Origin of the sequence: Pseudactinotalea sp. HY158, assembly GCF_009660225.1 — a bacterium.
GTDB lineage: Bacteria > Actinomycetota > Actinomycetes > Actinomycetales > Beutenbergiaceae > HY158.
In genome coordinates this window covers 348,272-369,139 of sequence record NZ_CP045920.1, presented here as the reverse complement: position 1 = coordinate 369,139, position 20,868 = coordinate 348,272, and the positions used below count along the sequence as shown (strand labels likewise).

19 protein-coding genes, 1 tRNA gene, 1 other RNA gene and 2 pseudogenes are annotated in these 20,868 nt (G+C 71.0%); 7 read left to right on the top strand and 16 right to left on the bottom strand.

Translation table 11 applies throughout. The features are described 5' to 3' along the window. Window positions 1-9 precede the first annotated feature (9 nt). The 3 genes from GCE65_RS01610 to GCE65_RS01600 all read right to left on the bottom strand — a co-directional run bounded on the left by GCE65_RS01610 (window position 10) and on the right by GCE65_RS01600 (window position 3,434). Window positions 10-1,044: an aspartate-semialdehyde dehydrogenase gene (locus tag GCE65_RS01610; protein WP_152817783.1), complete on the bottom strand. Its 1,035-nt coding sequence runs from the start codon at window positions 1,042-1,044 to the stop codon at window positions 10-12. Next, window positions 1,041-2,312 (bottom strand): aspartate kinase, encoded by a 1,272-nt coding sequence (locus GCE65_RS01605; protein ID WP_153877141.1) that lies wholly within the window; start codon window positions 2,310-2,312, stop codon window positions 1,041-1,043. Before GCE65_RS01605 ends, GCE65_RS01610 begins: the two co-directional genes overlap by 4 nt. A 96-nt stretch (window positions 2,313-2,408) precedes the next feature. Next, entirely contained in the window at window positions 2,409-3,434 is a 1,026-nt protein-coding gene (locus GCE65_RS01600; protein WP_153877140.1) for a nucleoside hydrolase, read from the bottom strand. Between the two features lie 139 nt (window positions 3,435-3,573). Here GCE65_RS01600 and GCE65_RS01595 point away from each other — a divergent pair, with 139 nt between their 5' ends. Next, on the top strand, window positions 3,574-4,485 hold the full coding sequence (locus GCE65_RS01595; protein ID WP_153877139.1) for an IS982 family transposase: 912 nt from the start codon (window positions 3,574-3,576) through the stop codon (window positions 4,483-4,485). Window positions 4,486-4,588: 103 nt separating this feature from the next. Here GCE65_RS01595 and GCE65_RS01590 read toward each other — a convergent pair whose 3' ends face one another. The 6 genes from GCE65_RS01590 to ffs form a co-directional block, all read right to left on the bottom strand. After that, a complete protein-coding gene (locus GCE65_RS01590; protein WP_153877138.1) occupies window positions 4,589-5,368 on the bottom strand; it encodes a TSUP family transporter in 780 nt (259 codons plus the stop codon). A 48-nt stretch (window positions 5,369-5,416) separates the two neighbouring features. After that, window positions 5,417-5,995 (bottom strand): DUF5063 domain-containing protein, encoded by a 579-nt coding sequence (locus GCE65_RS01585; protein WP_152817785.1) that lies wholly within the window; start codon window positions 5,993-5,995, stop codon window positions 5,417-5,419. Then, on the bottom strand, window positions 5,988-6,587 hold the full coding sequence (gene recR / locus GCE65_RS01580) for a recombination mediator RecR (RefSeq protein WP_152817786.1): 600 nt from the start codon (window positions 6,585-6,587) through the stop codon (window positions 5,988-5,990). Before recR ends, GCE65_RS01585 begins: the two co-directional genes overlap by 8 nt. A 4-nt stretch (window positions 6,588-6,591) precedes the next feature. After that, on the bottom strand, window positions 6,592-7,806 hold the full coding sequence (locus GCE65_RS16165; protein ID WP_194928773.1) for a hypothetical protein: 1,215 nt from the start codon (window positions 7,804-7,806) through the stop codon (window positions 6,592-6,594). Further along, the gene (locus GCE65_RS16160; protein ID WP_194928772.1) at window positions 7,710-9,437 is read right to left on the bottom strand and encodes a DNA polymerase III subunit gamma and tau; all 1,728 of its coding nucleotides are present in this window, start codon (window positions 9,435-9,437) and stop codon (window positions 7,710-7,712) included. Before GCE65_RS16160 ends, GCE65_RS16165 begins: the two co-directional genes overlap by 97 nt. 133 nt (window positions 9,438-9,570) lie before the next feature. After that, window positions 9,571-9,667: signal recognition particle sRNA small type (gene ffs, locus GCE65_RS01570), an RNA gene on the bottom strand. A 109-nt stretch (window positions 9,668-9,776) separates the two neighbouring features. On the opposite strand from ffs, the gene GCE65_RS01565 reads away from it, so the two are divergent. The 4 genes and pseudogenes from GCE65_RS01565 (at window position 9,777) to GCE65_RS01555 (ending at window position 11,368) form a co-directional block, all read left to right on the top strand. Beyond that, a tRNA-Ser gene (locus tag GCE65_RS01565) sits at window positions 9,777-9,864 on the top strand. Window positions 9,865-10,083: 219 nt separating this feature from the next. Continuing rightward, window positions 10,084-10,212, top strand: a pseudogene (locus GCE65_RS16955) (helix-turn-helix domain-containing protein); the annotation flags it as partial. A 288-nt stretch (window positions 10,213-10,500) separates the two neighbouring features. Further along, the gene (locus GCE65_RS16425) at window positions 10,501-10,758 is read left to right on the top strand and encodes a hypothetical protein (RefSeq protein ID WP_228760058.1); all 258 of its coding nucleotides are present in this window, start codon (window positions 10,501-10,503) and stop codon (window positions 10,756-10,758) included. A 376-nt stretch (window positions 10,759-11,134) separates the two neighbouring features. Beyond that, complete coding sequence (locus GCE65_RS01555; protein ID WP_153877136.1) at window positions 11,135-11,368, top strand: hypothetical protein; 234 nt, start codon at window positions 11,135-11,137, stop codon at window positions 11,366-11,368. Between the two features lie 771 nt (window positions 11,369-12,139). Here GCE65_RS01555 and GCE65_RS01550 read toward each other — a convergent pair. Genes GCE65_RS01550 through GCE65_RS01540 form a run of 3 tightly spaced genes read right to left on the bottom strand, consistent with a single transcriptional unit; the run spans window position 12,140 to window position 15,386 of the window. Then, on the bottom strand, window positions 12,140-14,059 hold the full coding sequence (locus GCE65_RS01550; protein ID WP_153877135.1) for an ABC transporter permease: 1,920 nt from the start codon (window positions 14,057-14,059) through the stop codon (window positions 12,140-12,142). Next, window positions 14,059-14,784 (bottom strand): ABC transporter ATP-binding protein, encoded by a 726-nt coding sequence (locus GCE65_RS01545; protein WP_153877134.1) that lies wholly within the window; start codon window positions 14,782-14,784, stop codon window positions 14,059-14,061. Before GCE65_RS01545 ends, GCE65_RS01550 begins: the two co-directional genes overlap by 1 nt. Beyond that, window positions 14,781-15,386 (bottom strand): PadR family transcriptional regulator, encoded by a 606-nt coding sequence (locus GCE65_RS01540; protein ID WP_152817792.1) that lies wholly within the window; start codon window positions 15,384-15,386, stop codon window positions 14,781-14,783. The genes GCE65_RS01545 and GCE65_RS01540 overlap by 4 nt, the downstream gene beginning before the upstream one ends. Before the next feature lie 126 nt (window positions 15,387-15,512). Between GCE65_RS01540 and GCE65_RS01535 the strand changes: the two genes are divergently transcribed. Beyond that, window positions 15,513-16,019 (top strand): hypothetical protein, encoded by a 507-nt coding sequence (locus GCE65_RS01535; protein ID WP_370460166.1) that lies wholly within the window; start codon window positions 15,513-15,515, stop codon window positions 16,017-16,019. Here the strand turns inward: GCE65_RS01535 and GCE65_RS01530 are convergent. The 4 genes and pseudogenes from GCE65_RS01530 to GCE65_RS01515 form a co-directional block, all read right to left on the bottom strand. Continuing rightward, window positions 15,944-16,822, bottom strand: a complete 879-nt coding sequence (locus GCE65_RS01530) for a hypothetical protein (protein ID WP_152817793.1) — start codon at window positions 16,820-16,822, stop codon at window positions 15,944-15,946. The genes GCE65_RS01535 and GCE65_RS01530 overlap by 76 nt on opposite strands. A gap of 123 nt (window positions 16,823-16,945) precedes the next feature. Further along, window positions 16,946-18,039 (bottom strand): annotated as a pseudogene (locus GCE65_RS16950) (SLC13 family permease). A gap of 112 nt (window positions 18,040-18,151) precedes the next feature. Beyond that, a complete protein-coding gene (locus GCE65_RS01520; protein WP_153877133.1) occupies window positions 18,152-18,331 on the bottom strand; it encodes a hypothetical protein in 180 nt (59 codons plus the stop codon). 144 nt (window positions 18,332-18,475) lie between these two features. Beyond that, window positions 18,476-20,326, bottom strand: a complete 1,851-nt coding sequence (locus tag GCE65_RS01515) for an exo-beta-N-acetylmuramidase NamZ domain-containing protein (RefSeq protein WP_194928771.1) — start codon at window positions 20,324-20,326, stop codon at window positions 18,476-18,478. A 232-nt stretch (window positions 20,327-20,558) separates the two neighbouring features. Between GCE65_RS01515 and GCE65_RS01510 the strand changes: the two genes are divergently transcribed. Next, window positions 20,559-20,864, top strand: coding sequence for a type II toxin-antitoxin system VapB family antitoxin (locus GCE65_RS01510; RefSeq protein WP_153877131.1), 306 nt, complete (start codon window positions 20,559-20,561; stop codon window positions 20,862-20,864). Window positions 20,865-20,868: the final 4 nt, after the last annotated feature.

Here is a 20,868-nt window from a genome sequence, read left to right as displayed (position 1 = left end):
GCGCCGGGCTCAGCGCCGGGCGAGCAGCTCCGCGATCTGGACGGTGTTGAGGGCGGCGCCCTTACGCAAGTTGTCGTTGCTCACGAACAGCGCGAGGCCGCGACCGCCCGGAACCGAGAAGTCCTCACGGATCCGGCCCACGTAGGCCGCATCGGCACCGGCCGCCTGGAGCGGCGTCGGCAGGTCGACGAGGGCGACGCCGGGCGCCGCCGCGAGCAGTTCGCGGGCCCGGTCGGGGCTGATCGCCCGGGAGAACTCGGCGTTGATGCTCAGGGAGTGACCCGAGAACACCGGCACCCGCACGCAGGTTCCCGAGACGGCGAGTTCCGGCAGGTCGAGGATCTTGCGGGACTCGTTGCGCAGCTTACGGTCCTCGTCGGTCTCCCCGGAGCCGTCGTCGAGGAGGGAGCCGGCCAGGGCGATGACGTTGAACGCGATCGGAGCGGCGTAGATCTGCGGCTCCGGCAGGGTGACGGCGGAACCGTCGACGGCGAGCGCGGTCAGGTCCTGATCCACGGCCGCCCGGACCTGCCCGGCGAGTTCCGCGACGCCGGCCACGCCGGATCCGGACACCGCCTGGTAGGTGGACACGATGAGGCGTTCGAGCCCGGCCTCGTCGTGAAGCACCTTGAGCACGGGCATGGCGGCCATGGTGGTGCAGTTCGGGTTGGCGACGATGCCCTTGCCGATCGCATCGAGCGCGCCCGGGTTCACCTCCGCGACCACGAGCGGCACCTCGGGGTCCATCCGCCAGGCGGAGGAGTTGTCCACGACGGTCACGCCGGCCTCGGCGTACCGGGGCGCCTGCGCCTTGGAGGTGGCGCCGCCGGCGGAGAACAGCGCGATGTCCAGGTCGGAGACGTCCGCCGTGGCGGCGTCCTCGACCACGATCTCGCCGCCCTTCCACGGCAGCGTCTTTCCCGCCGACCGCGCCGAGGCGAAGAATCGCACCTGCTCGGCCGGGAAGTCCCGCTCGGCCAGCAGGGTGCGCAGCACTCCGCCGACCTGGCCGGTGGCTCCGACAATTCCAATACGTACGCTCATCGTCCGGTCCCTCCGTACACGACGGCCTCGACCTCGTCCGCGTCGAGCCCGAAGGCCGCATGCACGGCCCGGACCGCGTTCTCCAGGTCGTCGCTTCGCACGATGACCGAGAGGCGGATCTCCGAGGTGGAGATCATCTCGATATTGATTCCCGCGTCGCGCAGCGAGCCGAACAGCCGGGCGGAGACGCCCGGGTGCGAGCGCATGCCGGCGCCGACGAGGGAGAGCTTTCCAACGTTCTCGTTGTAGACCAGGTCCGCGAATCCGAGCTCGTCCCGGATGCCGCGGAGCGCCTCGCGGGCGTCGGCCGCCTCGGCCTCGGGCAGCGTGAAGGAGACGTCGGTCAGGCCCGTCTCGGCGGCGGAGACATTCTGCACGATCATGTCGATGTTGCAGCCGCGCGCGGCCACGACCTCGAAGATCCGTGCGGCCGTGCCGGGAACGTCGGGGGCGCCGATGACCGTGACCTTTCCCTGCGAACGGTCGTGGGCGACGCCGGAGATGATCGGGGCTTCCATGGTCTCTGCTTCCTGCTCCTCGTCGGTGACGATGGTTCCTTGCTCGGTGCTGAACGAGGACCGCACGTGCAGCGTGACCCCGTACCGGCGCGCGTACTCGACCGCGCGCAGGTGCAGGATCTTCGCGCCGTGGGCCGCGAGTTCCAGCGTCTCCTCGGTCGTGATGCGGGTGACCTTCCGGGCGGAGGGCACGATCCGCGGGTCCGCCGTGAACAGTCCGTCCACATCGGAGTAGATCTCGCAGACCTCGGCGCCCAGGGCCGCGGCCAGGGCGACGGCCGTCGTGTCCGAGCCACCTCGTCCCAGGGTGGTCACGTCGTTCGTCGTGGCCGTCACCCCCTGGAACCCGGCCACGATCGCGACGTGCCCATGGCTCAGCGTGTTCTCGAGCCGCTGCGGGGTCACCTCGACGATCCGGGCGTTTCCGTAGGTGTCGTCCGTGACGACGCCGGCCTGCTGGCCCGTGAAGGCCTTCGCCTCGATCCCGTGCTCCGAGATGGCGATCGCCAGCAGCGCCATCGAGATCCGCTCCCCGGCGGTCAGCAGGATGTCCATCTCCCGCGTCGGGGGATGGCTCGACAGCCGGCCCGCCAGGTCGACCAGGTCATCGGTCGTGTCACCCATCGCCGAGACGACGGCGACGACGTCATGACCTGCCTTCTTCGTGGCGACGATCCGTGCCGCCACACGCGCGATGCTCTCCGCATCGGCGACCGAGGATCCACCGAACTTCTGGACAATGAGGGTCACGCACTTGCTCCGCACCACGGGTGTATCAAGGACCGCACCAGTCTAAACCCCAGCCCGATTCTCCCTCTGGCGGGTCCACGACCTGGACCCGGGGCGTCAGCCGACGCGCCGGGCGAGCGCGCCGACGCGTTCGATGAAGGCGTCGAGGAAGGCCGCCGGGTCGGCATCGACCACGACCTCGGCGTTCGGTTGCCGGCCCCACAGCCCATCCCAGTCCGCCACGGTCTGGCCGCGGGTGAGCGTACCCGCGAGTTCGACATCGACCGTCGCGGGCCGCAGCACGGCGATCGTCGGGTCGAGCGCGACGGCCGCGGCGAACGGGTCGTGCATGTGCGCGATGAAGCCCCGCCCACTGTCGCGGTGGAACTGCAGGTAGAAGCGCACGGCGTCCGAGACCTGCTTGATGACGACGTTGCTCGCCCTGGAGCGGTCGTCGTCGCCGTCGTCGGGGCGCAGGAGCTCGACGGGGGTCGAGCCGGCCGCCTCGGCGAGGCGGCGCAGGTGCTCGGGGGTCAACGCGATGCGTTCGGTCACGTCGAGGCCGCAGACGATGGGCCGGTTCACCGCGACGGCGAAGCGGTCGAAGACGATCTTGGCGGCCTCGGGATCGACCGCGATGTTCCACTCGGTGGTCGGGGCGGTGTTGCCCGGGTGGTTGAACGCCCCGCCCATGAGGACGACCCGGCGCAGGAGGTGGGGCAGGTCCGGTTCGAGCGTGACCGCGAGCGCGAGGTTCGTCAGCGGTCCCGTGACCAGGCCGGTCAACTCGCCCGGCCGGCGCCGGGCCTCCTCGATCCAGACCTGGGCGGCGTGGCGTTCGGAGATCGAGCGCGTGGGCGCGGGCAGCTCCGCGTAGCCGATCCCCTGGGGGCCGTGGGTCTCCTCGGTGGTCATGAGCGCCTGGACGATCGGCACCTCGGCTCCGAGCGCGACCTCGACGGGTGGGTGGCTGCACAGTTCGAGCCAGGCGAGATTGTTCGTGGCGACCTGTCGGGCGGGCACGTTCCCGGCGGTGCAGGTGATCGCCACGAGCTCCGCCTCGGGACCGGCCAGGAGGTAGAGGAGCGCGAGCGAGTCGTCGATGCCGGTGTCGACGTCGACGAGCAGTGGCACGGCCGCCATGGGGGTCTCCTGTCTGCCGGTCGGTCCGAGGCTAGATGAGTAATTCCAAGGGGTGTGGGCGGCGCGGCGGCTGCGCGGTGAGCGAGAAAGTGTCCAGGATCGGCGTTGTTACCCCAATCGCCGAACGTGGAGGTTCGCCGTGGACGCCGACCTGGACACCCTCGCAACTGAACTGTACGTCACGACCGATGACCTACTGAAGGCCCATCCCGAAGAATGCCCGTTGCGGCCGTTGGTGGGCCTGGCACCGCAGATCAGCGACGCCGAGCTGATCACGTTGGCGGTGATGCAGGCACTGCTGGGCCATACCAACGAGACCCGCTGGCTCCGGTACGCCCACACGCACCTGCACGCCATGTTCCCCTACATTCCGCGTCAATCGGGCTACAACAAGCGCCTGCGTGCCCTGGTCGGGACCGTGGCATGGCTGATCCGGGCGCTGGCATCCCAGACCTCCGTGTACGACGACGACGTCCTCCTGGTCGACTCCACCCCCATCGAATGCGCCCGCTCCAGGGAGACCGTGCACCGCTCGGACCTGGCCGGCTGGGCCCAGTACGGCTACTGCGCCAGCCACTCCCGCTACTTCTGGGGACTACGCCTGCACATGATCGCCACCGTCCATGGACTGCCCATTGCGTTCGCGATCACCGGCGCCAAGGCCGATGAACGCACCGTGGTCCTGGAACTCCTGCAGACCGACCAGTCCCTGGCCGGACGCGCCCGATCGATCCTGATCGGTGACAAGAACTACTTCGGCCACCAGTTCGAGACCGACCTCGCCGACCACGACATCGAACTGCTGCGCCCAGCACGCAAGGGCGAGAAACCGCGCCCGGGTGCACGGTTCTTCAAACCACTGCGCCAGACCATCGAATCGATCTTCGATACCTTCAAGGGCCAACTCGACCTCGAACGCCACCAAGGCCGCACCCCCGCCGGTGTCCTGATCCGCATCCTGCAACGCATCCTGGCCCTGACCGCCGCCATCTGGCACAACGACCGTACCGGCCAGCCCATCCGCCGCTCACTGACCGCCTACGACCACTGACCCCTTGGAATTACTCATCTAGTGCTCCCGAGCGACGGCCGTCCAGGCGCGGATCGTGCGCCGTGGACCTCTCGGACCCCCGTCCTTCCGGGTGGATGGGCGCTCAGCCGCCGGCGACGACGTCCCAGCCGAGGCGGAGGATGAGCGCGGCGACGACGACGAGGAACACCACCCGGATGAAGCGCGCCCCCTGGGCGATCGCCATCCGGGCGCCGGTGTAGCCGCCGACCATGTTCGCGGCCGCGATCGTCAGCCCGGCCGCCCACACGACCGAGCCGTTCGGCACGAAGAAGAGCAACGCGCCGAGATTCGTGGCGAGATTGACGATCTTCGCTATCGCGGTGGCCGGCAGGAAGGCGTAGCCCACGAGGCTCACGAGCCCGATGACCAGGAAGGTGCCGGTCCCAGGCCCGAGCATGCCGTCGTAGAGGCCGATGGCCACACCGAGGATCATCGCGGCACCGACGTGGCGGTTCCCCTCCCAACGCAGCCTCGTGTCCTGCCCGAGCCGCGGCCGAGCGGCGGTGTAGATGCCGACCGCGAGCAGTGCGGCGAGGATGACGATCCGCAGCGCCGGCCCCGGGATGAGCGAGGCGAGGCGGGCACCGGCGAGCGCGGCCGCGAACGCGGCCGCGGCCATCGGCAGGGCCGTGCGCAGGTCCGGTCGGATCCTCCGGTAGTAGGTCAGGGCACTGACCGAGGTGCCCATGATCGAGCCGATCTTGTTCGTGGCGATCGCCTGCAGCGGGGTCATCCCCGGCACGAGCAGGAGGGCCGGCAGCTGGATGAGTCCGCCGCCGCCGACGACTGCGTCCACCCAGCCGGCGGCGAAGGCCGCGACGGCGAGCAGCAGCAGGGTGGCGACGCTCAGTTCGATGCCCACGCCCTGCCCCGTCCCCTCGGTTCAGCCGGTTCAGCCGGTTCGGTCGGTTCAGTCGGCGTTGAGGGCGTCGATCTGCGCGGCGAGGGCCGTGTCGTCGTCGACGTCGAGACGCAGGTGGGAGATGAGCGCGAGCAGGGCGCGGGAGACGGCCAGGGCACGGTCGCCCCAGGTCGACAGATACGTCAGCTGCCACCACCACAGCGCCTCGGAGAGGTGACCGGCCCGGTAGTGGCGCAGCCCGAGCGCGAGGGCCGCCGCGGTCTCGGCCAGGTCGTTCACGAGGGAGGCGTCGGTGAGTTCGGGGGCGATGAGCGGATCGGTCACGTCGGTGTAGCCGTCGAGGTCGCCGAGGACGTTCACGAGGGAGGTGCGCAGCGGCTCGACGTCGAGGTCGGGGCCGTCGTCCGGTTCGAATCGGTGCGCGGGCACGACGTCCTCGATGGCTCCGAGCCGCGCGCCCGCCGCGCTCAGGTCGGTGGCGGCCAGGAGGAGCACGGGGATGGCGGCATCGGGGTTGGCGCCGGAGGCCACCTCGGTCAGGCTGTCGAGGTAGTGGGAACTGAGGGCCGCCGTGGTGTGGGCCATCTCGACGAGGTCCTCACCGAGCGGGGCGGGGGTGTCAGGCATCGACGGATCGTCTCCCTTCGAAGGCGCGTCCGAGGGTGACCTCGTCCGCGTATTCCAAGTCTCCCCCGACGGGTAGTCCCGAGGCGAGCCGGGAGACGGTGATCCCGAGCGGGCGGAGCATCCGTACGAGGTAGGTGGCGGTCGCCTCGCCCTCGACGTTCGGGTCGGTGGCGATGATGACCTCGGTCACCTCCTCACCGCCGAGGCGGGTGAGCAGTTCCCGGATCCGCAGGTCGTCCGGGCCGACGCCGTCGATCGGGTTGATGGCCCCGCCGAGCACGTGGTACTTGCCGCGGTACTCGCGGGTGCGCTCGATCGCGACGACGTCCTTGGCCTCCTCCACCACGCAGATGACCGCGGGGTTGCGGCGCGGGTCGAGGCAGATCCGGCAGGTCTCGGCCTCGGCGATGTTGCCGCAGACCGAGCAGAATCGGACCTTCTCCTTGACCACGGTGAGCGCGGCCACGAGGGAGCGGATGTCCTGCGGATCCGCGGCCAGCACATGGAACGCGATCCGCTGGGCACTCTTCGGGCCGATCCCGGGCAGGCGCCCGAGGTTGTCGATGAGATCCTGAACGGCACCTTCGTACATCTGCTCAGCCCTCCGAATCCAGCGTGACCTCGTCGATCACCGTGCCGCCGAGGAGCTTGGCCACGAGCGGCGCACCGACGAGCTGGTCGCCGCCGTGACCGTTCGAACCGGGGCGGGTGTCATAGGCGTCGTCGTCCCACGGCGGGGCCGCATCCCACATGTCATCGGCCGGAGCAGACTGGACCGGCTGCCGGCGCTCCGCGGGCGGGCGCGCACGCGCCGCAGCCCGCTCCGGCGGTTCCGCGGCACTCGCCGGTCCGGGAACGCTCGCCGGACTCGGCGGACTCGGCGGGCTCATCGGGCTCACGGGACTCGGCGGGCTCACTACGCTGCCCGCGCCGCCCGGCGCCCACGGGGGGCTCGCCGAAGTCGACGGGCCGGCAGAGCTCGACTCGCCCGCGGTGGTCGACTGGCCTGCGGGGTCCGCAGGCCCCGCAGGTCCCGCAGAGTTAGTCGGGTTAGTCGGGTAAGTCGGGGTCGCAGAATCCGTCGGGCTCGCCTGAGCCTGCGCACCGGGCGCCGGCGACGCGTACGTGTCCGCCGGTGGAGTCACGGTCACGTGGTTCGGCCCGGTCTCGGCACCGCCGGGCACCGGCGCTGCCACGGGTCCGACAGCGGCAGCCGGCGCGCCGGTGTCCGGCGTTCCGGTGTCCGGGGCGGCGGTTCCCGGCGTTCCGGTGTCCGGGGCGGGAGCGCGCTCGGTGGCGAACTCCGCGGTCTCGACCGGGGCGTCGTCCAGCCCCCAGTCGGCACTGGCCCGGCTCACTGCATCGGATCCGCCACGCTGTGACGCCGAGACTCCCCCGGGGCCGCGAGCTCCGGAGTGGGCGCCGCCCTGACCGCCTGCGCCACCGGTTCCGCCCTGGCCCCCCTGACTGCCTTGGCCGCCCTGGCCACCTTGGCCACCCTGTCGACCCGGGCCGCCACCGCGCCCGGGGCCGCCCTGGCCGCCGCGCGGGCCGCCGCCGGAGCCACCGTCCTCGCCGAGGATCGAGACCTCGATGCGCACCCGGAGGCCGAGGGTCTCGGCCAGGGCCTGGGCCACCGGCTCACTGTGCGTGCCCGAGCGGAAGGCCGTGGCCAGGCCGCCGGTTGCGAAGCCGAGCGTGAGCGAGTCGTCGCTCAGGTCGACCACCTGGGCGTTCTGGGACACGAGCGCCCAGGTGACCCGCTTGATCTGGGCAAGGGTCTGGAGCACCTCGTCCCAGCGCTGACGCACGGCCGCGACGTTGATCCCGCTCGTCCCCGACTGCGCGGGGGCTGCGGGGCGCGCCTCCGGGGCGGGTGCGGCCGGGCGGGCCTCGGGCGCGGGGGTGGTGGCCGGGGCGGCGGCGCGGGCCGCGCGACCTGCGCTTCGTGAGCCGATTCGCCCCCACCCGGTGGCATCCCGCCCGGTGGCACGGGGCCGGTGGCCGCCGGAGGCTCGGTGCCGGCGCCCGCCGCAGCGGGCGCCGCCTGCGGGTGATCCGCTCCGCGCGGACTCCACCCGTCGGGGCCGGCCCCGGCCGCGGTGGGTGCGGGCGACGGTGTAGGCGCAGCCGACGTGGGTGCGGGCGCAGCGGGCGCCGCCGCGCCGGACGCGGGCACGGGCGCGGGCGCAGGCACTGGCGCGGGAGCAGGCATGGGCGTGGGAGCCTGCGGACGTGACGTGACGGGCGCCGGCTGCGGGGCGCTCGATCGCAACCCGCCGTCGCCGGCGACCCGCTCGAGGTACTCCACCCGCGCGCCCAGGGCGGCGGCGCCGTCCTCGGCCGTGGGCAGGAGCAGCCGCGCACACAGCAACTCGAGCTGGAGGCGTGGCGACGTCGCCCCGGCCATCTCCGCGAGCGCGGCGTGCACGAGATCGGCGGCACGCGAGCAGGTGGCGGCCCCCAGGTTGCGGGCCTGGGTGTGCATGCGCGTCAGCTGATCGGCCGGCACGGTCGGCAGCACCGATGCGGCCGAATCGCCCGCGGCGAGCACGACGATGAGGTCACGGAGCCGCTCGAGCAGGTCCTCGGCGAATCGGCGCGGATCGTGGCCCGAGTCGACCACCCGCTCCACGACGGCGAACAGCCCCGCACCGTCACGGGCCGCGAGGGCCTCGGCTGCGTCGTCCAGCAGCGTGCCCGGCGTGAACCCGAGCAGGGCGACGGCCCGGTCGTAGGAGACGACGGCGTTCTCGGCGCCCGCGACGAGCTGATCGAGCACCGAGAGGGAATCACGTACGGAGCCGGTGCCGGCGCGCACGACGAGCGGGAGCACGCCGTCCTCGATCCGGACCTGCTCGACCTCGGCGAGGTGGGCCAGGTACGCGAGCAGCTGATCGGGCGGCACGAGCCGGAACGGATAGTGGTGCGTGCGTGAGCGGATCGTGCCGATGACCTTCTCGGGCTCGGTCGTGGCGAACACGAACTTCACGTGCGCGGGCGGCTCCTCCACGAGCTTGAGCAGCGCGTTGAAGCCCTGGGTCGTGACCATGTGGGCCTCATCGATGATGAACACCTTGTAGCGGTCGCGCACCGGGGCGAACAGTGCGCGTTCACGCAGGTCACGGGCGTCATCGACACCACCGTGGGAGGCTGCGTCCATCTCGATCACGTCGATCGAGCCGCTGCCGCCGCGGGCCAGCTCCACGCACGAGGGGCACTGCCCGCACGGAGTGGAGGTGGGGCCCTGCTCGCAGTTGAGGCAGCGGGCGAGGATCCGCGCCGAGGTGGTCTTCCCGCACCCGCGCGGGCCCGAGAAGAGGTAGGCGTGATTGATGCGCCCGGAGTCGATCGCCGCCATGAGCGGACCGGTCACGTGTTCCTGGCCGATGACGTCGGCGAACGTGTCCGGGCGGTAGCGGCGGTACAGGGCTGTGCTCACCCACGCCACTCTAGGCGGAAGCGCCGACATCGGCAGTCCGCCCGCGGGGGTGTGGACCACTCGCCGAACGCTCGATCGCCGAGCCATGGTCAGGTCGCACGGGCCACGCGGGCCGGACGAACGCACCTGGGAATCGAAGGACCCCTCGCACACCCGCCAGAGCCCACCTGCCCTTGCTGCCTTCCGGCCCTGGGGGGATTCAGTGAGATGACGCCGCACGAGGGGTCGGGCTCCACTGTACCCGGCGGGCGGGCGGGAGACGAACCCGGGCGGGTGAACGACGTCACGGCGGCCCGGTTCGCTAGTTCACCTCCCGAACCGCTATCCTCGTTGGCGCCGGGAGGATTCGCATAGTGGCCTAGTGCGCACGCTTGGAAAGCGTGTTGAGTGAAAGCTCTCGGGGGTTCGAATCCCCCATCCTCCGCCATGTGCCCCGGAACCTCGACAGGAACAGCAGTTCTCGGCTCGGGTTCCGGGGTCTTTTTGGTGCTCGGCCCGCATATCGACGCCTGCGGCGGCACGAACAGTGTGGGCCTCTTCGACCCCGTGCGCGGCGCGCGTGCAGCGCGCGACAGCGGCGCGATCGGAGACCGAACCCCGGCCCACTTATTGACAGTATTGTTTCGTCAACGCAACAATACTGTCTATGACGCAGGCCGGCGTGAACGATGTCGCCCGACATCTTGGGGTGACCCCTCAGCGGGTGCGAAACATGCTCGCTCGCGGCCAGCTTCGTGGACAGAAGATCGGCGGTCGCTGGTTGATCGACCTTGCCTCCTTGGCCGCAGTGCCCGTGCGACGCGGTCAACCCCTCAGCCCCCGGTCAGCGCGAGCCCTCGTGGCAATCGCCGACGGTCGCCCATCGGACGAGCTGAGCCCCTCGGAGGTGTCACGCCTGCGCCGCAGATGGCGAGCGTTACTGCTCGAGCCGGACCCGCTGCCCTCCTTGCGCTCACTCCTCTCCCGCCGAGCACAGCGATCACAGTTCGTCGGACCGGATGCACCCGCACTGCTGGCCGACCCACGCGTTGCCCCCTCGGGCAGATCCGATCCGCGCTCGGGCATGGCCGACGCACGATTGGCCGAGGGCTATGTAGCCGTCGCCGACCTGCAGGGCGTGGTGTGGGACCACTTGCTGACGGAACCGGCTCTCGGCGACATGCCGAACGTGGTCCTCTACGCCGCCCCCGAACCATCGGGCAACCCCGTGCCGTGGCTGTTGATAGCGGCGGACCTGGCCGACCTCGGACCGCGCGAGGCGCAACAGGCGCGCATTCTCATCCGTGAACACTCAGCCAACCAGCCGGAGCCTCAAGCATGACCGACTCCCTCGTCGACGTGCCGATGCTGAACGACAAGCAGACCGCCAGCTGGCATGCACTGCTCGACCTCTACCAAGCCCACCCCACCGGGTGGACGCTCGTAGGCGGGCAGATGGTCCACCTCTGGTGCGCCACCCGGCAGTCCTGGCCCACACGGCCCACCGACGACGCGGACGCCGTCCTGGACGTCCGAGGATCGGTGAGGCTGCCGCGAACCGAGTCGGCATCGGCGGGGGCACCACGCTCGAGACACCAGGAGCACGGAAAGCACTCAATCGCACCTCGCCGCAGCCGGTCACAGTAGCCGGGCGACACGGCACCGTCCCGCGCCCCTCGCTGCTCGGCGCACTCGGGGCGAAGGCAGCCGCCCGCACCGTGATGCTTGACCGGGCCCGGGACCGGCACCTCATCGACTTCGCCGTCCTCGCCGCACTGCTGGAGCCCGCCGACGTGCGCAACGACTCGCCTCTGGACCGCCTGGAACGCTCCAGGCTGGTCTCGATGGTCGGTGGCATGAAGGCCCATCGGCTCGTCTGGGCCGTCGTCGAGAGCTCGGCAGCCGGGCTGCAACGAGTTGAGCTCGCGCTACGGACACGCGCGATCACCTGAGAAGCTGACACACCGCTGACACACGGCAACATCAGGTTCTCAATGAGCAGGTCACAGCGCTTCTGGTTTTACTACCCCATCCTCCGCTGTGTGATGTCTCAGGACATCGTTCGCGGGTGTCTCAGGACATCATTCGCGAGAAGAGTGCCCCGGTGAGTGCCGACGGGCGACGCGATCCCGAGAACGAGGTGGCGCGAACGCCCAATACGTGCCCGCGGCGTGGCGACGAGATTCCGAAGAAGAACACGAGCGCACCCGGCCGACCCCGCGGGTGGTGCTCCCAACGATGCAGGCGCGAAGTACACGAGGAGTGTCGGGCAGCAGGCAACGGGGCGATCACACGCAAGGTCGTCGTCCGGCAAACCAGCCGAGTCCCAGTGGCAACCCGTGGTTGCGGAGATACTCACCCTCAACGACACCGCGACTCGTCCATAGACAAGGTGCGACAGCGTCCCCGGGCGCCCGTCTGGGACCCGGGAAGATGTAGCGCGGCCGCAGTAACGCCCGCCTTCGGCATCTCGCGACGGCGGTGGCGCGACACTCCCAAGCACCCTCCGCCGTGACCACCAAGCTGTGTAGTCCGGGCAGCAGGTCCAAGTACCTCTTCCTCGCCGGCATGGCATGGCATGGCATGGCATGGCATGGCATGGATCACCATCTCCTCGCCACTCTGAAATATCAGCACCACGGTTTCGAGCACCCTCACGCGGCTTCGAGCACCCTCACGCGGCAAACTCAGCCAACCCGCGCCGGATCGCCTCCCCGCGCACTTCACTCCGCTGGTCGGCGCACCAACGGTGATCGGCGGGGCTGGAGTAGGGCCACGCCGACTCCCGCGACGAGCGGAACCACGACGAGCATGGCGAGCACCGGAAGCCACGGGATCACGAGTGGCGTGTGCTCGTGGGCCAGGCTGGCGTCGCGGAGCGTCATGAGCAGCCTGGTGGCGAGCAGTCCCACCGGCACACCCCCGATCACCGCGATGATCGCCACGCCGCCGGCCTGCCACGCCGCGACCGAGCGCATGAATCTCGGACGCGCCCCGACGGCCGCGAGCGTGACGATGTCTGCGCGTGCCTCCTCCCGAGCGAGCGCGCCCATGATCCACAGGATGAGTGCGACCGCCACCGCGGCGGCCGCGAGGAGCGTGTACTGCGTTCGCGCCCGCTCCAGCTCGGGCGGGCCCTGCTCGATCGCGAGCATCCAGCCGTCCTTGAGTGCCCTTTGCCCGAGTTCCTCGAGCTCGCCGCCATCGAGACCCATCGCCATCGCCGCGAAGACATGGGTGTCGTGGCCCAGTTCGGTGGCGACGGTCGGGGGCAGGAGGACCGCCATCGGGCTGCGAGGGAGGATCTCCTCGACCTCGACCTCGTGCTGGCCGCCCGGTCCAGCCAGCACCGCAGGGCCATCGCCATCGTCGAGTGTCCCCAGCGCCACGGCGACGTTGCCTGCGGCGATCACATCCCGGATGGCGGTGTCGTAGTTCCACGCATCAACCAGGCCGTCGGTTGCCACGAGTGCGGTCGGCGCACCCGAGCCGCCCAGCAGGCTGTCGACGTCGGCGGGAACGAGTGCCACGAGCTGCTGCTCCCGTGACAGTTGGAGCGGACCGTCCGGAGTGACGAGCGGTACCGCGCGGCCGTCAGTGCCGGCCGCCGCGATCAGCGATGAGATGCGTTCGAGGTCTGCAGCAGTCGGAGGCACCGATGTCGCGTCGCCGCCTGAGAGCATCAGCAGCCCCGAGCCCGGCGGGCCGGTCGGGATGTACCTGTCGAGGGCGGCCTGACGCGTGCTGCCCAGAAACGCCATCGCCACGACCAGAAGAGCGACGAGGGTGGCGCTGGCGATGGTCGTCGGCACCACCCGCATCGGATGCCGCGCCCCCTCTCGCAGCGCGAACCGGAGCGAATAGGGACCCCTTCGGGCACTGCCGAGGATCGAGCCGACGCCGAGCGCCAACAGCGCTCCGAGACCCGCCCACGTGACGATGGCGCCGATGCCGACGAGCAGCAGGTCGACGCGATGCAGCCCGAGCATCGCCGTCGTGGCACCCAGCGCCGCGCCGGAGACGGCTAGCCCGACGCGACGCGGCCCGTGCGTGAGCGCCCCCTGCGGCGGGCGTGCCCGGAGCATTTCGACGACGGGCGCGTCCCGAACCCGCCACGCTGTCAGCAGTGAGGCGGCCACATTGACGGCCACCACGACGACGATGATCACGACGGCGCCGACCACTGCGGCTGCGGTCGACAGCACCCACGCCGTATCATCACCGACCTGCCCCGCCAGCTGGGCGAGCACGAGCCCGACGGGCGCGCCTACACCCGCGCCGAGAGCCGCCGTGAGTCCGGCCGGGGCGGTCAGGGCGAGGGTGGTGTCGGTGGCACGGCCACCCGCTGCCTCGAGGAGCCCGAACCGGCGCATGTTGCGGTGGGCAGCTGCCAGATGGACCGGCGCCGTGACGAGGCAGATCATCCCGAGCACCAGCACACAGACGAGCACCGTGGTGGCCGCGGCCCATGGGTCCATCGCCACCCCGGACGCCTCGTCCCGGTTGGCGATCGCGATGCCCACGGTCGCCGACGCGACAGCCGTCACCAGCGCAATCAGCACTGCTACCAGCACGGTGCGCAGCGGTCTCCGTCGCAGGTCGCGGACGGTCATGAGCAGCACTGGGCGGGCGCGGCGCCACATCACACGCCCTCCAGCAGCGACTCGGGCTCACCGGGCGCGCTGGTCGTGACGACGCCGCCATCCTCGAGGTAGAGCGTCCGGTCGGCCCAGGCCGCGAGCCGGGCGTCGTGGGTGACGATCACTCCCGCGGCCCCCGCGTCGACGCGGTCGCGGACGAGGTTCATAACCTCCTCGCCGGTCACCGAGTCGAGGGCCCCGGTCGGCTCGTCGGCCAGCAGCAGCCGACGTGGGCCCACGAGCGCTCGGGCGATCGCCACGCGCTGCTGCTGTCCGCCCGACAGCGCGTCCGGGAACCGCTCGGCCAGGTCACCGACGTTCACCGCTCGCAGCGCATCCAAGGCTGCCTTGCGCGTTTCGCGAGGGTCGACGCCATCGAGATCCAGAGGCAGGGAGACGTTCTCGATCGCTCGCAACGACGGGATGAGGTTGAGATCCTGAAAGACGTACCCGATTCGCCGTCGCCGCGCTCGGGAGCGTTGGGCGCGGCTCGCGCCGCTCAACTCGGTTCCCGTCACAGTGACCGTGCCCGACGTCGGCGTGTCCAGCCCCCCGAGCATATGCAGCAGAGTCGATTTGCCGGACCCCGACGGTCCCATCACGGCAACCAGTTCGCCCAGGCGAACGGTGAGCGAGACACCGTCCAGCGCCGTCACCTCCTCGTCCCCGGGGCCCGGGTAGTGTCGCACCAGGTCCCGTGCCTCGACGACGGCGCCTTCCGCCGTCATCGGAGGCTCTCCTCGGTCTCGGGGTGGGCATCGACGGCGAGGGCGGGGCCAGGTTCGCCGGCTGTCGTCGCACCCGTCGCGCCAGCGCGAATCCCTGTGCGCGCAACCTGTTCGCGCACGTGGTCGAGCCACCGGACTTCGGCGTCCGCCGCGAAGATCATCCGGTCGAGAGTGATCCGCCAGCCCAGGTCCTCGGGTTCGGTCGCAGCGCGCTTGAGCCTCGTGAGATCGTGCATCGCGCCCAAAGTGGCAGCGCGCTGGTTCGCGACCACCTCCGCAACGTCGACGCTCGGATCACCGACGGCGAGCGCGAGCTTGATGCCCACCTCCTCCCGGGCGGGCGTGGCGCGGTCGGCGGCCTCGAGCCACCACGACCGCACGTGCGCACTGCCGGCCTCGGTGATGCGGTAGCGCACCGGGGCATCGCTCTCGGGCTCCGGCTCGGCGAGACCCGTCTTCACCAGGCTGCCCAGGGTGACGGTGACCTGACCCATGTTGAGCGGCCAGGCCGAGGTGGTGCGTCGCTCGAACTCGCCCCGTAGTTCATAGGCATGCATCGGTCGTGCACTCAGAGTCGCCAGCAGGCCATCACGAACGGACATCACTCCTCCATTGGTTACACCGGAACCATTGGTTGCAATGTAACCAATCTTGAGGGGCGAGCGCCGGCGACACGCGGATTCGTTGCTGAGCGCGCGCTGCCAAGCCCCTCGACGATGAATGGAACCATGACGCCACTTGCGGAGCTTCTCGTGGCGCTCGATGGCGGCGGGACCTTCCCCGGCGGCTCGCCGCTGCACGAGACGATGCACCGTGTCAGCCAGGAGGCCCTGCGCCTCACCGTCGAGCTCAACGGCGGCTATCACGAACCCTCGCGAGTCTGCGAGCTTCTCACCGAGTTGACCGGCCGCCCGATCGCCGAGGCCGTCACCGCGTTCCCGCCGCCAACCACCGGCTTCGGCAAGAACCTCACCATCGGCGAGCGGGTCTTCGTCAACTCCGGCTGCCGGTTCCAGGATCCGGGCGGCATCACGATCGGCGACAACGCCGTCGTCGCGGCGGCGTCCGTCGTCCCCAGGGACGTGCCCGCCGACGCCCTCGTCGTCGGCTCCCCGGCCCGCGCTCGGTCACCGACTGACGCGCCGCCGGGCGCCTCTGGTTACCCGGTCGCCTCCGGCGCGATCTCCCGGAGCATCCACACGGCGTCGTCCTCGGTGACGAGCCGGCGCTCGTAGAGGCGCCGGATGCCGTCGAGGGCCTGAGCCCGGTAGGAGTCCAGGTGCACGTGTTCGCTGCCGTGGATCGCCGCGCGCACGTCCTCGCGGAACCTCCGGTCGAAGGCGCGTGAGGTGTCGGTTCCCGGCGCGAACACGTGCGCGACCGACGGGGAGCGCATCGAGTACCAGAGCAGCCCGATGAACCCCACCGTCGCCGCGACGCACATGACGACACCGAGCACGACCGATGCGCCGGGCGCCCCCCACCTGAGGAGCCGGGCGATGGACAGCCCGGACACGATCACGCCGAAGAGCGTGTAGGGGATGTAGATGCGGGCCGGGTAGGGCAGCGCCCTCGGCCGGTGCCGCTCGAGCGCATAGTGCAGGACCGCCCCGGCCAGCATCAGGGCGCCGGCGATGAAGGCGACCTCATCCAGATCGAATTCGTAGTACGCGGGACTCGTCAGGTCTGCTCCACGGTTCACGAACAGGGCCGGCAGGTCCGGGAGGATCAAGACGATACCGACGACGATGAGGAAGAGCCCGACGACCGCCCGGGCGAGCGCGCGCCGCGGAATGTGATCCTTGGCCGCCCGCACCCGCCTCTGCTGATCCGCGGTGCGTGCGCGTTCGATCGCGCGCTTCGCGGGGCCGGCGGCGACCGTTTCGAGCTCGCTGAGCACCTGCTCGCGACTCCAGCCCTGGGGCTGCATCGTTGCGACGAGTTCCCCGACGGCGGGGCTCTCCGCCCGCGGGATCTCCCCGATGCCCGGCACCCGCCGCACCAGCGCGTTCCAGGAGGCTCGTTCGCCTGCTCTCATGTACTACGTCACCCCACCGCCGGTTCGACACGATTGCGTTCCTCAGGATAGGGGGTGTCCTCCCGGGAAAGACGTGTCGACTCCAGCACGGCGGCCCGACCGGCGACACACCGCGGCCACCCTCTATCCGGCCAGGAGCGTGAGCGCCGCCGTCGCCGCGACCACGGTGAGCGGAGCGGCGACCGCGCCCAGCAGGATGTAGCGCCGCCACGGAATCGGCGCCCCGAGCACCCCGAGCCGGGCGGGCCACAGCATCGTCGCCAGCGACACCCACGGCGTGATGAGCGCCCCGGCGTTCACGCCGATGAGCAGCGCCACGAGCCGCACCGGGCTGCCGGCGACCGGCTCGAACGCGAGATAGGCCGGCAGGTTGTTCACGAGGTCCGCGCCGAGGGCACCCGCGCCGGCCACCCGGAGCAGGTCGCCGAAGCCCTCCCCCTGCCCCACGACGCCGGCCAGGCGCTCCCACAGCCCGAGCTCGTGGCCGACCCGCGCAGCGACGAGCAGGCCGGCGGCGAAGAGGAGCACCGACCACGGCACGAGCCTCGGCCCGAGCACCGACAGATGACGCAAGCCGGTCAGCCCGAGCAGCGCCACCGCCGCGATGGACGAGCTGAGCCACACCGGCACTCCGCTGGCGAGCACCGGGAGCAGGGCCGCGACCACCACGGAGGCCCCGACGAGCAGCACGCGGTCGTGCTCGCGCCGGGGCCGCCGACCGCCCCGAACCCGCCTCGCAGCTCCCGGCGGAACACCACGGCGATGATCGCCGTCAGCAGGACGATCGCGACCATGGCGGGCACCGACGTGAGCGCCACGAACTCGCCCACGGCGAGCTCCTCGGGCGGGCCGCTCGCGAGCAGATTCGTCAGGTTCGAGACGGGCAACAGCATCGAGCCGGTGTTCGCCAGCCACACGGTCACCAGGGCGAACGGCACGGGCGGCGCGCCGGCGCCACGGGCCGCAAGCACGACGACGGGCGTGAGCAGCACCGCGGTCGTGTCGAGCGAGGGGAAGATCGTGCTGGCGGCCGCCGGCACCACGACCGTCAGGCAGAGCAGCCAGGTGCGCCCACCCGAGAGCGGCACGGCCCACCGGGCGGCTGCGTCGAAGACCCCGGCCACGCTCGCCAGTTCCGCCACGATCGTGATCGCGAGCACGAACAGCAGCACCGGCCAGATCCGGTCGACCTGAACGCGGGCGGCATCGAGAGGCACGAGGCCGACGGCCACGGCCACTCCGGCCAGGAGCAGGAGTACCCCGCCGACGATCGCTGTGCGCACCGGCTCACTCTGCTCCGAAACGGCCGGTCAGGTGCGGATCAGGGGGTCAGCCGCGACCGTCCTTCTGCGCATCGGAGGGCTGGCCGGTCTTGCCGGCCTTCGCCTCCGACTGGGCGACGCGCCCCTCGTTCTCCATTCCCGCGTGCCCGATCGCGGCCCCCTCCTCCTCCGCCGCCTTGCCCAACTCGTGCTGGGCCGAACGCTCGGACTCCTTCGATTCGCTCATCACTCCTCCTTCGCGGTCCCTCCCTGTCACGGTAACGACCGCCGGGCGTGGGGGCAATGGCGGCTCTCGCTCGATCACAAGCGTACGGACGGCGCCCGGGAACCCGATCGTTCCCGGGCGCCGCCCGTAGCCGGTCACCGCATGTCAGGAGTGCTGACGGCGCCGGACCAGCAGCACGCCACCGGCGCTCAGCAGCAGCGCGAGCACGACCCCGACGGTCACCGTGGCGCCGGTGACCGGGAGCCGGTCGCCGGCGGCGGCGGCCCCGGCACCCGCGTCGTCCGCTCCATCGGTCCCCGCCCCGGCCGCGGCCTGTGCACCATCGGCTGCGTCGGCCCCGTCTGCTCCATCTGCTCCATCTGCTCCATCGGCCCCGTCGGCCCCGTCGGCACCGTCCGAGGCGCCCGCGTCGGCGCCGGCCTGCGCCCCGTCGGCATCTCCGTCCGCGCCTGCGTCGGTCCCGTCGGTCCCGTCGGCACCATCGGCACCGGCAGCACCCTGGGCGTCCGAACCGTCCGCGCCCGCGCCCGCGCCCGCGCCATCGGAGGATCCGTCTGCTTCGGCCCCGTCGGCTGCCCCGTCGGCTGCCCCGTCGTCGCCGGCGCCCGCTGCGTCGTCCGTGGGCTCCTCGGTCGGCTCCGGCTCGTCGGCTGCATAGAGGCGGTAGGGCTCGGCGCTCGCGTCGAATGCGGCCAGGTCGTCCTGCCAGCCGGCGATGATCACGTCCGGGTCGATCCCGGCCTCGATCTGCATCCGCACGCTCTTGTCGCCGGTGAGGCGGTCGATCCAGCAGGTGTCGGCCTCCGTCTCACACGACTGGCTCGGGTAGATCGTGCCCTCGCGCCAGTCGATGCCGTCGAGGTGGTACATCGCCGAGACCACGTGCAGTCCCGTGCGCACGGGACTGTAGGCCTCGGGGTCGGTGATGTGCAGGTTGACGCCGCCGCTCAGCTTGCCGGCCTGCTTGGAGGTGGTCGGGTTGGCGAACATCGGCCGGAAGGTCACGCCCTCGAGCCCGCGGGAGTTGAGGTCCGCGGCCAGGTCGTACGCGCCCACCTCGTCGATCGAGGGGTGTCCCGTCCACAGGAACGGGGTCGTGGTCCCGCGCCCCTCGGAGGCGTTGAGGGACTCGATCAGGCCCATGCCCGCGTACGCCCACGCCGTCTCGATCGTGGGGATGTTCGGGGAGGGGAGCACCCAGGGCAGGCCGTAGCCGCTCGTGAAGTCGTCGGGGTCGTACCCGTCCATGGTCACGACGTGGAAGTCCTCGACCGGATCGTCGAGGAATTCGCCGTTGAAGTAGGAGGCGAGCTCGCCGACGGTGAGGCCGTGCTGCATCGGGATCGCCTTGAGCCCGACGAACGAGGAGAGCGCCTCGTCGAGGATCGGGCCGTCCATCCGGTCGCCGAGCGGGTTGGGCCGGTCGAGCACGATGAAGCCCTTGTCGAACTCGGCGGCGGCGTCCATCGCGTAGTACATCGTCCAGATATAGGTGTAGAAGCGGGCGCCGATGTCCTGGATGTCGAAGAGCAGCACGTCGACGTCGGCGAGCATCTCCGCGGTCGGCCGCTGCGTGGCGCCGTAGAGCGACCACACGGTCAGCCCGGTGCGTTCGTCGACGTAGCTCTCCACGCCGGCGCCCGCCGGGGCACCCCCGAGGATGCCGTGCTCGGGCGCGTAGAGCGCCGTGAGTTCGTAGCCTCCCTCGTCCTCGCCCGCAATGAGCAGGTCCATCGAGTGCGTGAGGTCGTGATCGACCCCGGTCGGGTTGGTGATGAGCCCGACCTTCTTGCCCTCGAGCAGCGCGAGCTCGGCCGGGTCGTCGAAGAGCGCCTCGATACCGAGCTCGAGGGTCGGGGCCTGGGCCGCCATCGGGGCGAGCGCCTGGGGCGTGGGGCCGGCCGGCATGGCTCCGGCCGCCGTGCTGAGAACCAGCGCGGCGGCGGCACCGATGCCGACGATTCCCCCCGCGCGTGTCAAGACCCGTCTGGGCATGGTCATCCTTTCGTCGACGCTACCGTGCGTGAAACATCGCTTCATTACGATCGCGGATACTGTACTTGATTTCCACGGTGTCAGGTCAACCCCGCCCGGTCAACCCCGCCCGGCCGATCCCGCCCGGCCGATCCCGCACCCGATGGACCTGCACCCAATGGATGAGTGCCCGCGCTCCGCACCCACCCCGGGGTGGACGCCCGGTGTCGGCGGGTTTCATTAGGATCGGGGCGTGATCTTCAAGGCAGTCGGCACCGACCGGCCGTACCCCGACCATGGCTACGACACCCCGCGCGCCTGGTCACAGATCCCGCCGCGCATGGTCCGACTCGACGAGCTCATCACCACCCGGTCCACCCTCGACCTGCGCACCCTGCTCGCCGAGGACTCGACCTTCTACGGGGACCTGTTCGCCCACGTCGTCTCCTACCGGGGTGACCTCTACCTCGAGGACGGGCTCCACCGTGCCCTGCGCGCGGCGCTCGCCCAGCGGGGCGTGATCCACGCCCGGGTCGTGGAAGCAGGAGTGGACACGTGAGCAA

What these genes read in the sequence shown, in the direction of transcription:
- GCE65_RS01610 (WP_152817783.1), bottom strand. Translation starts at nt 1,044, where the DNA reads ATGAGCGTACGTATTGGAATTGTCGGAGCCACCGGCCAGGTCGGCGGA.
- GCE65_RS01600 (WP_153877140.1), bottom strand. Translation starts at nt 3,434, where the DNA reads ATGGCGGCCGTGCCACTGCTCGTCGACGTCGACACCGGCATCGACGAC.
- GCE65_RS01585 (WP_152817785.1), bottom strand. Translation starts at nt 5,995, where the DNA reads ATGCCTGACACCCCCGCCCCGCTCGGTGAGGACCTCGTCGAGATGGCC.
- recR (WP_152817786.1), bottom strand. Translation starts at nt 6,587, where the DNA reads ATGTACGAAGGTGCCGTTCAGGATCTCATCGACAACCTCGGGCGCCTG.
- GCE65_RS16425 (WP_228760058.1), top strand. Translation starts at nt 10,501, where the DNA reads ATGGCCGACGCACGATTGGCCGAGGGCTATGTAGCCGTCGCCGACCTG.
- GCE65_RS01550 (WP_153877135.1), bottom strand. Translation starts at nt 14,059, where the DNA reads ATGTGGCGCCGCGCCCGCCCAGTGCTGCTCATGACCGTCCGCGACCTG.
- GCE65_RS01545 (WP_153877134.1), bottom strand. Translation starts at nt 14,784, where the DNA reads ATGACGGCGGAAGGCGCCGTCGTCGAGGCACGGGACCTGGTGCGACAC.
- GCE65_RS01540 (WP_152817792.1), bottom strand. Translation starts at nt 15,386, where the DNA reads ATGTCCGTTCGTGATGGCCTGCTGGCGACTCTGAGTGCACGACCGATG.
- GCE65_RS01535 (WP_370460166.1), top strand. Translation starts at nt 15,513, where the DNA reads ATGACGCCACTTGCGGAGCTTCTCGTGGCGCTCGATGGCGGCGGGACC.
- GCE65_RS01530 (WP_152817793.1), bottom strand. Translation starts at nt 16,822, where the DNA reads ATGAGAGCAGGCGAACGAGCCTCCTGGAACGCGCTGGTGCGGCGGGTG.
- GCE65_RS01520 (WP_153877133.1), bottom strand. Translation starts at nt 18,331, where the DNA reads ATGAGCGAATCGAAGGAGTCCGAGCGTTCGGCCCAGCACGAGTTGGGC.
- GCE65_RS01515 (WP_194928771.1), bottom strand. Translation starts at nt 20,326, where the DNA reads ATGCCCAGACGGGTCTTGACACGCGCGGGGGGAATCGTCGGCATCGGT.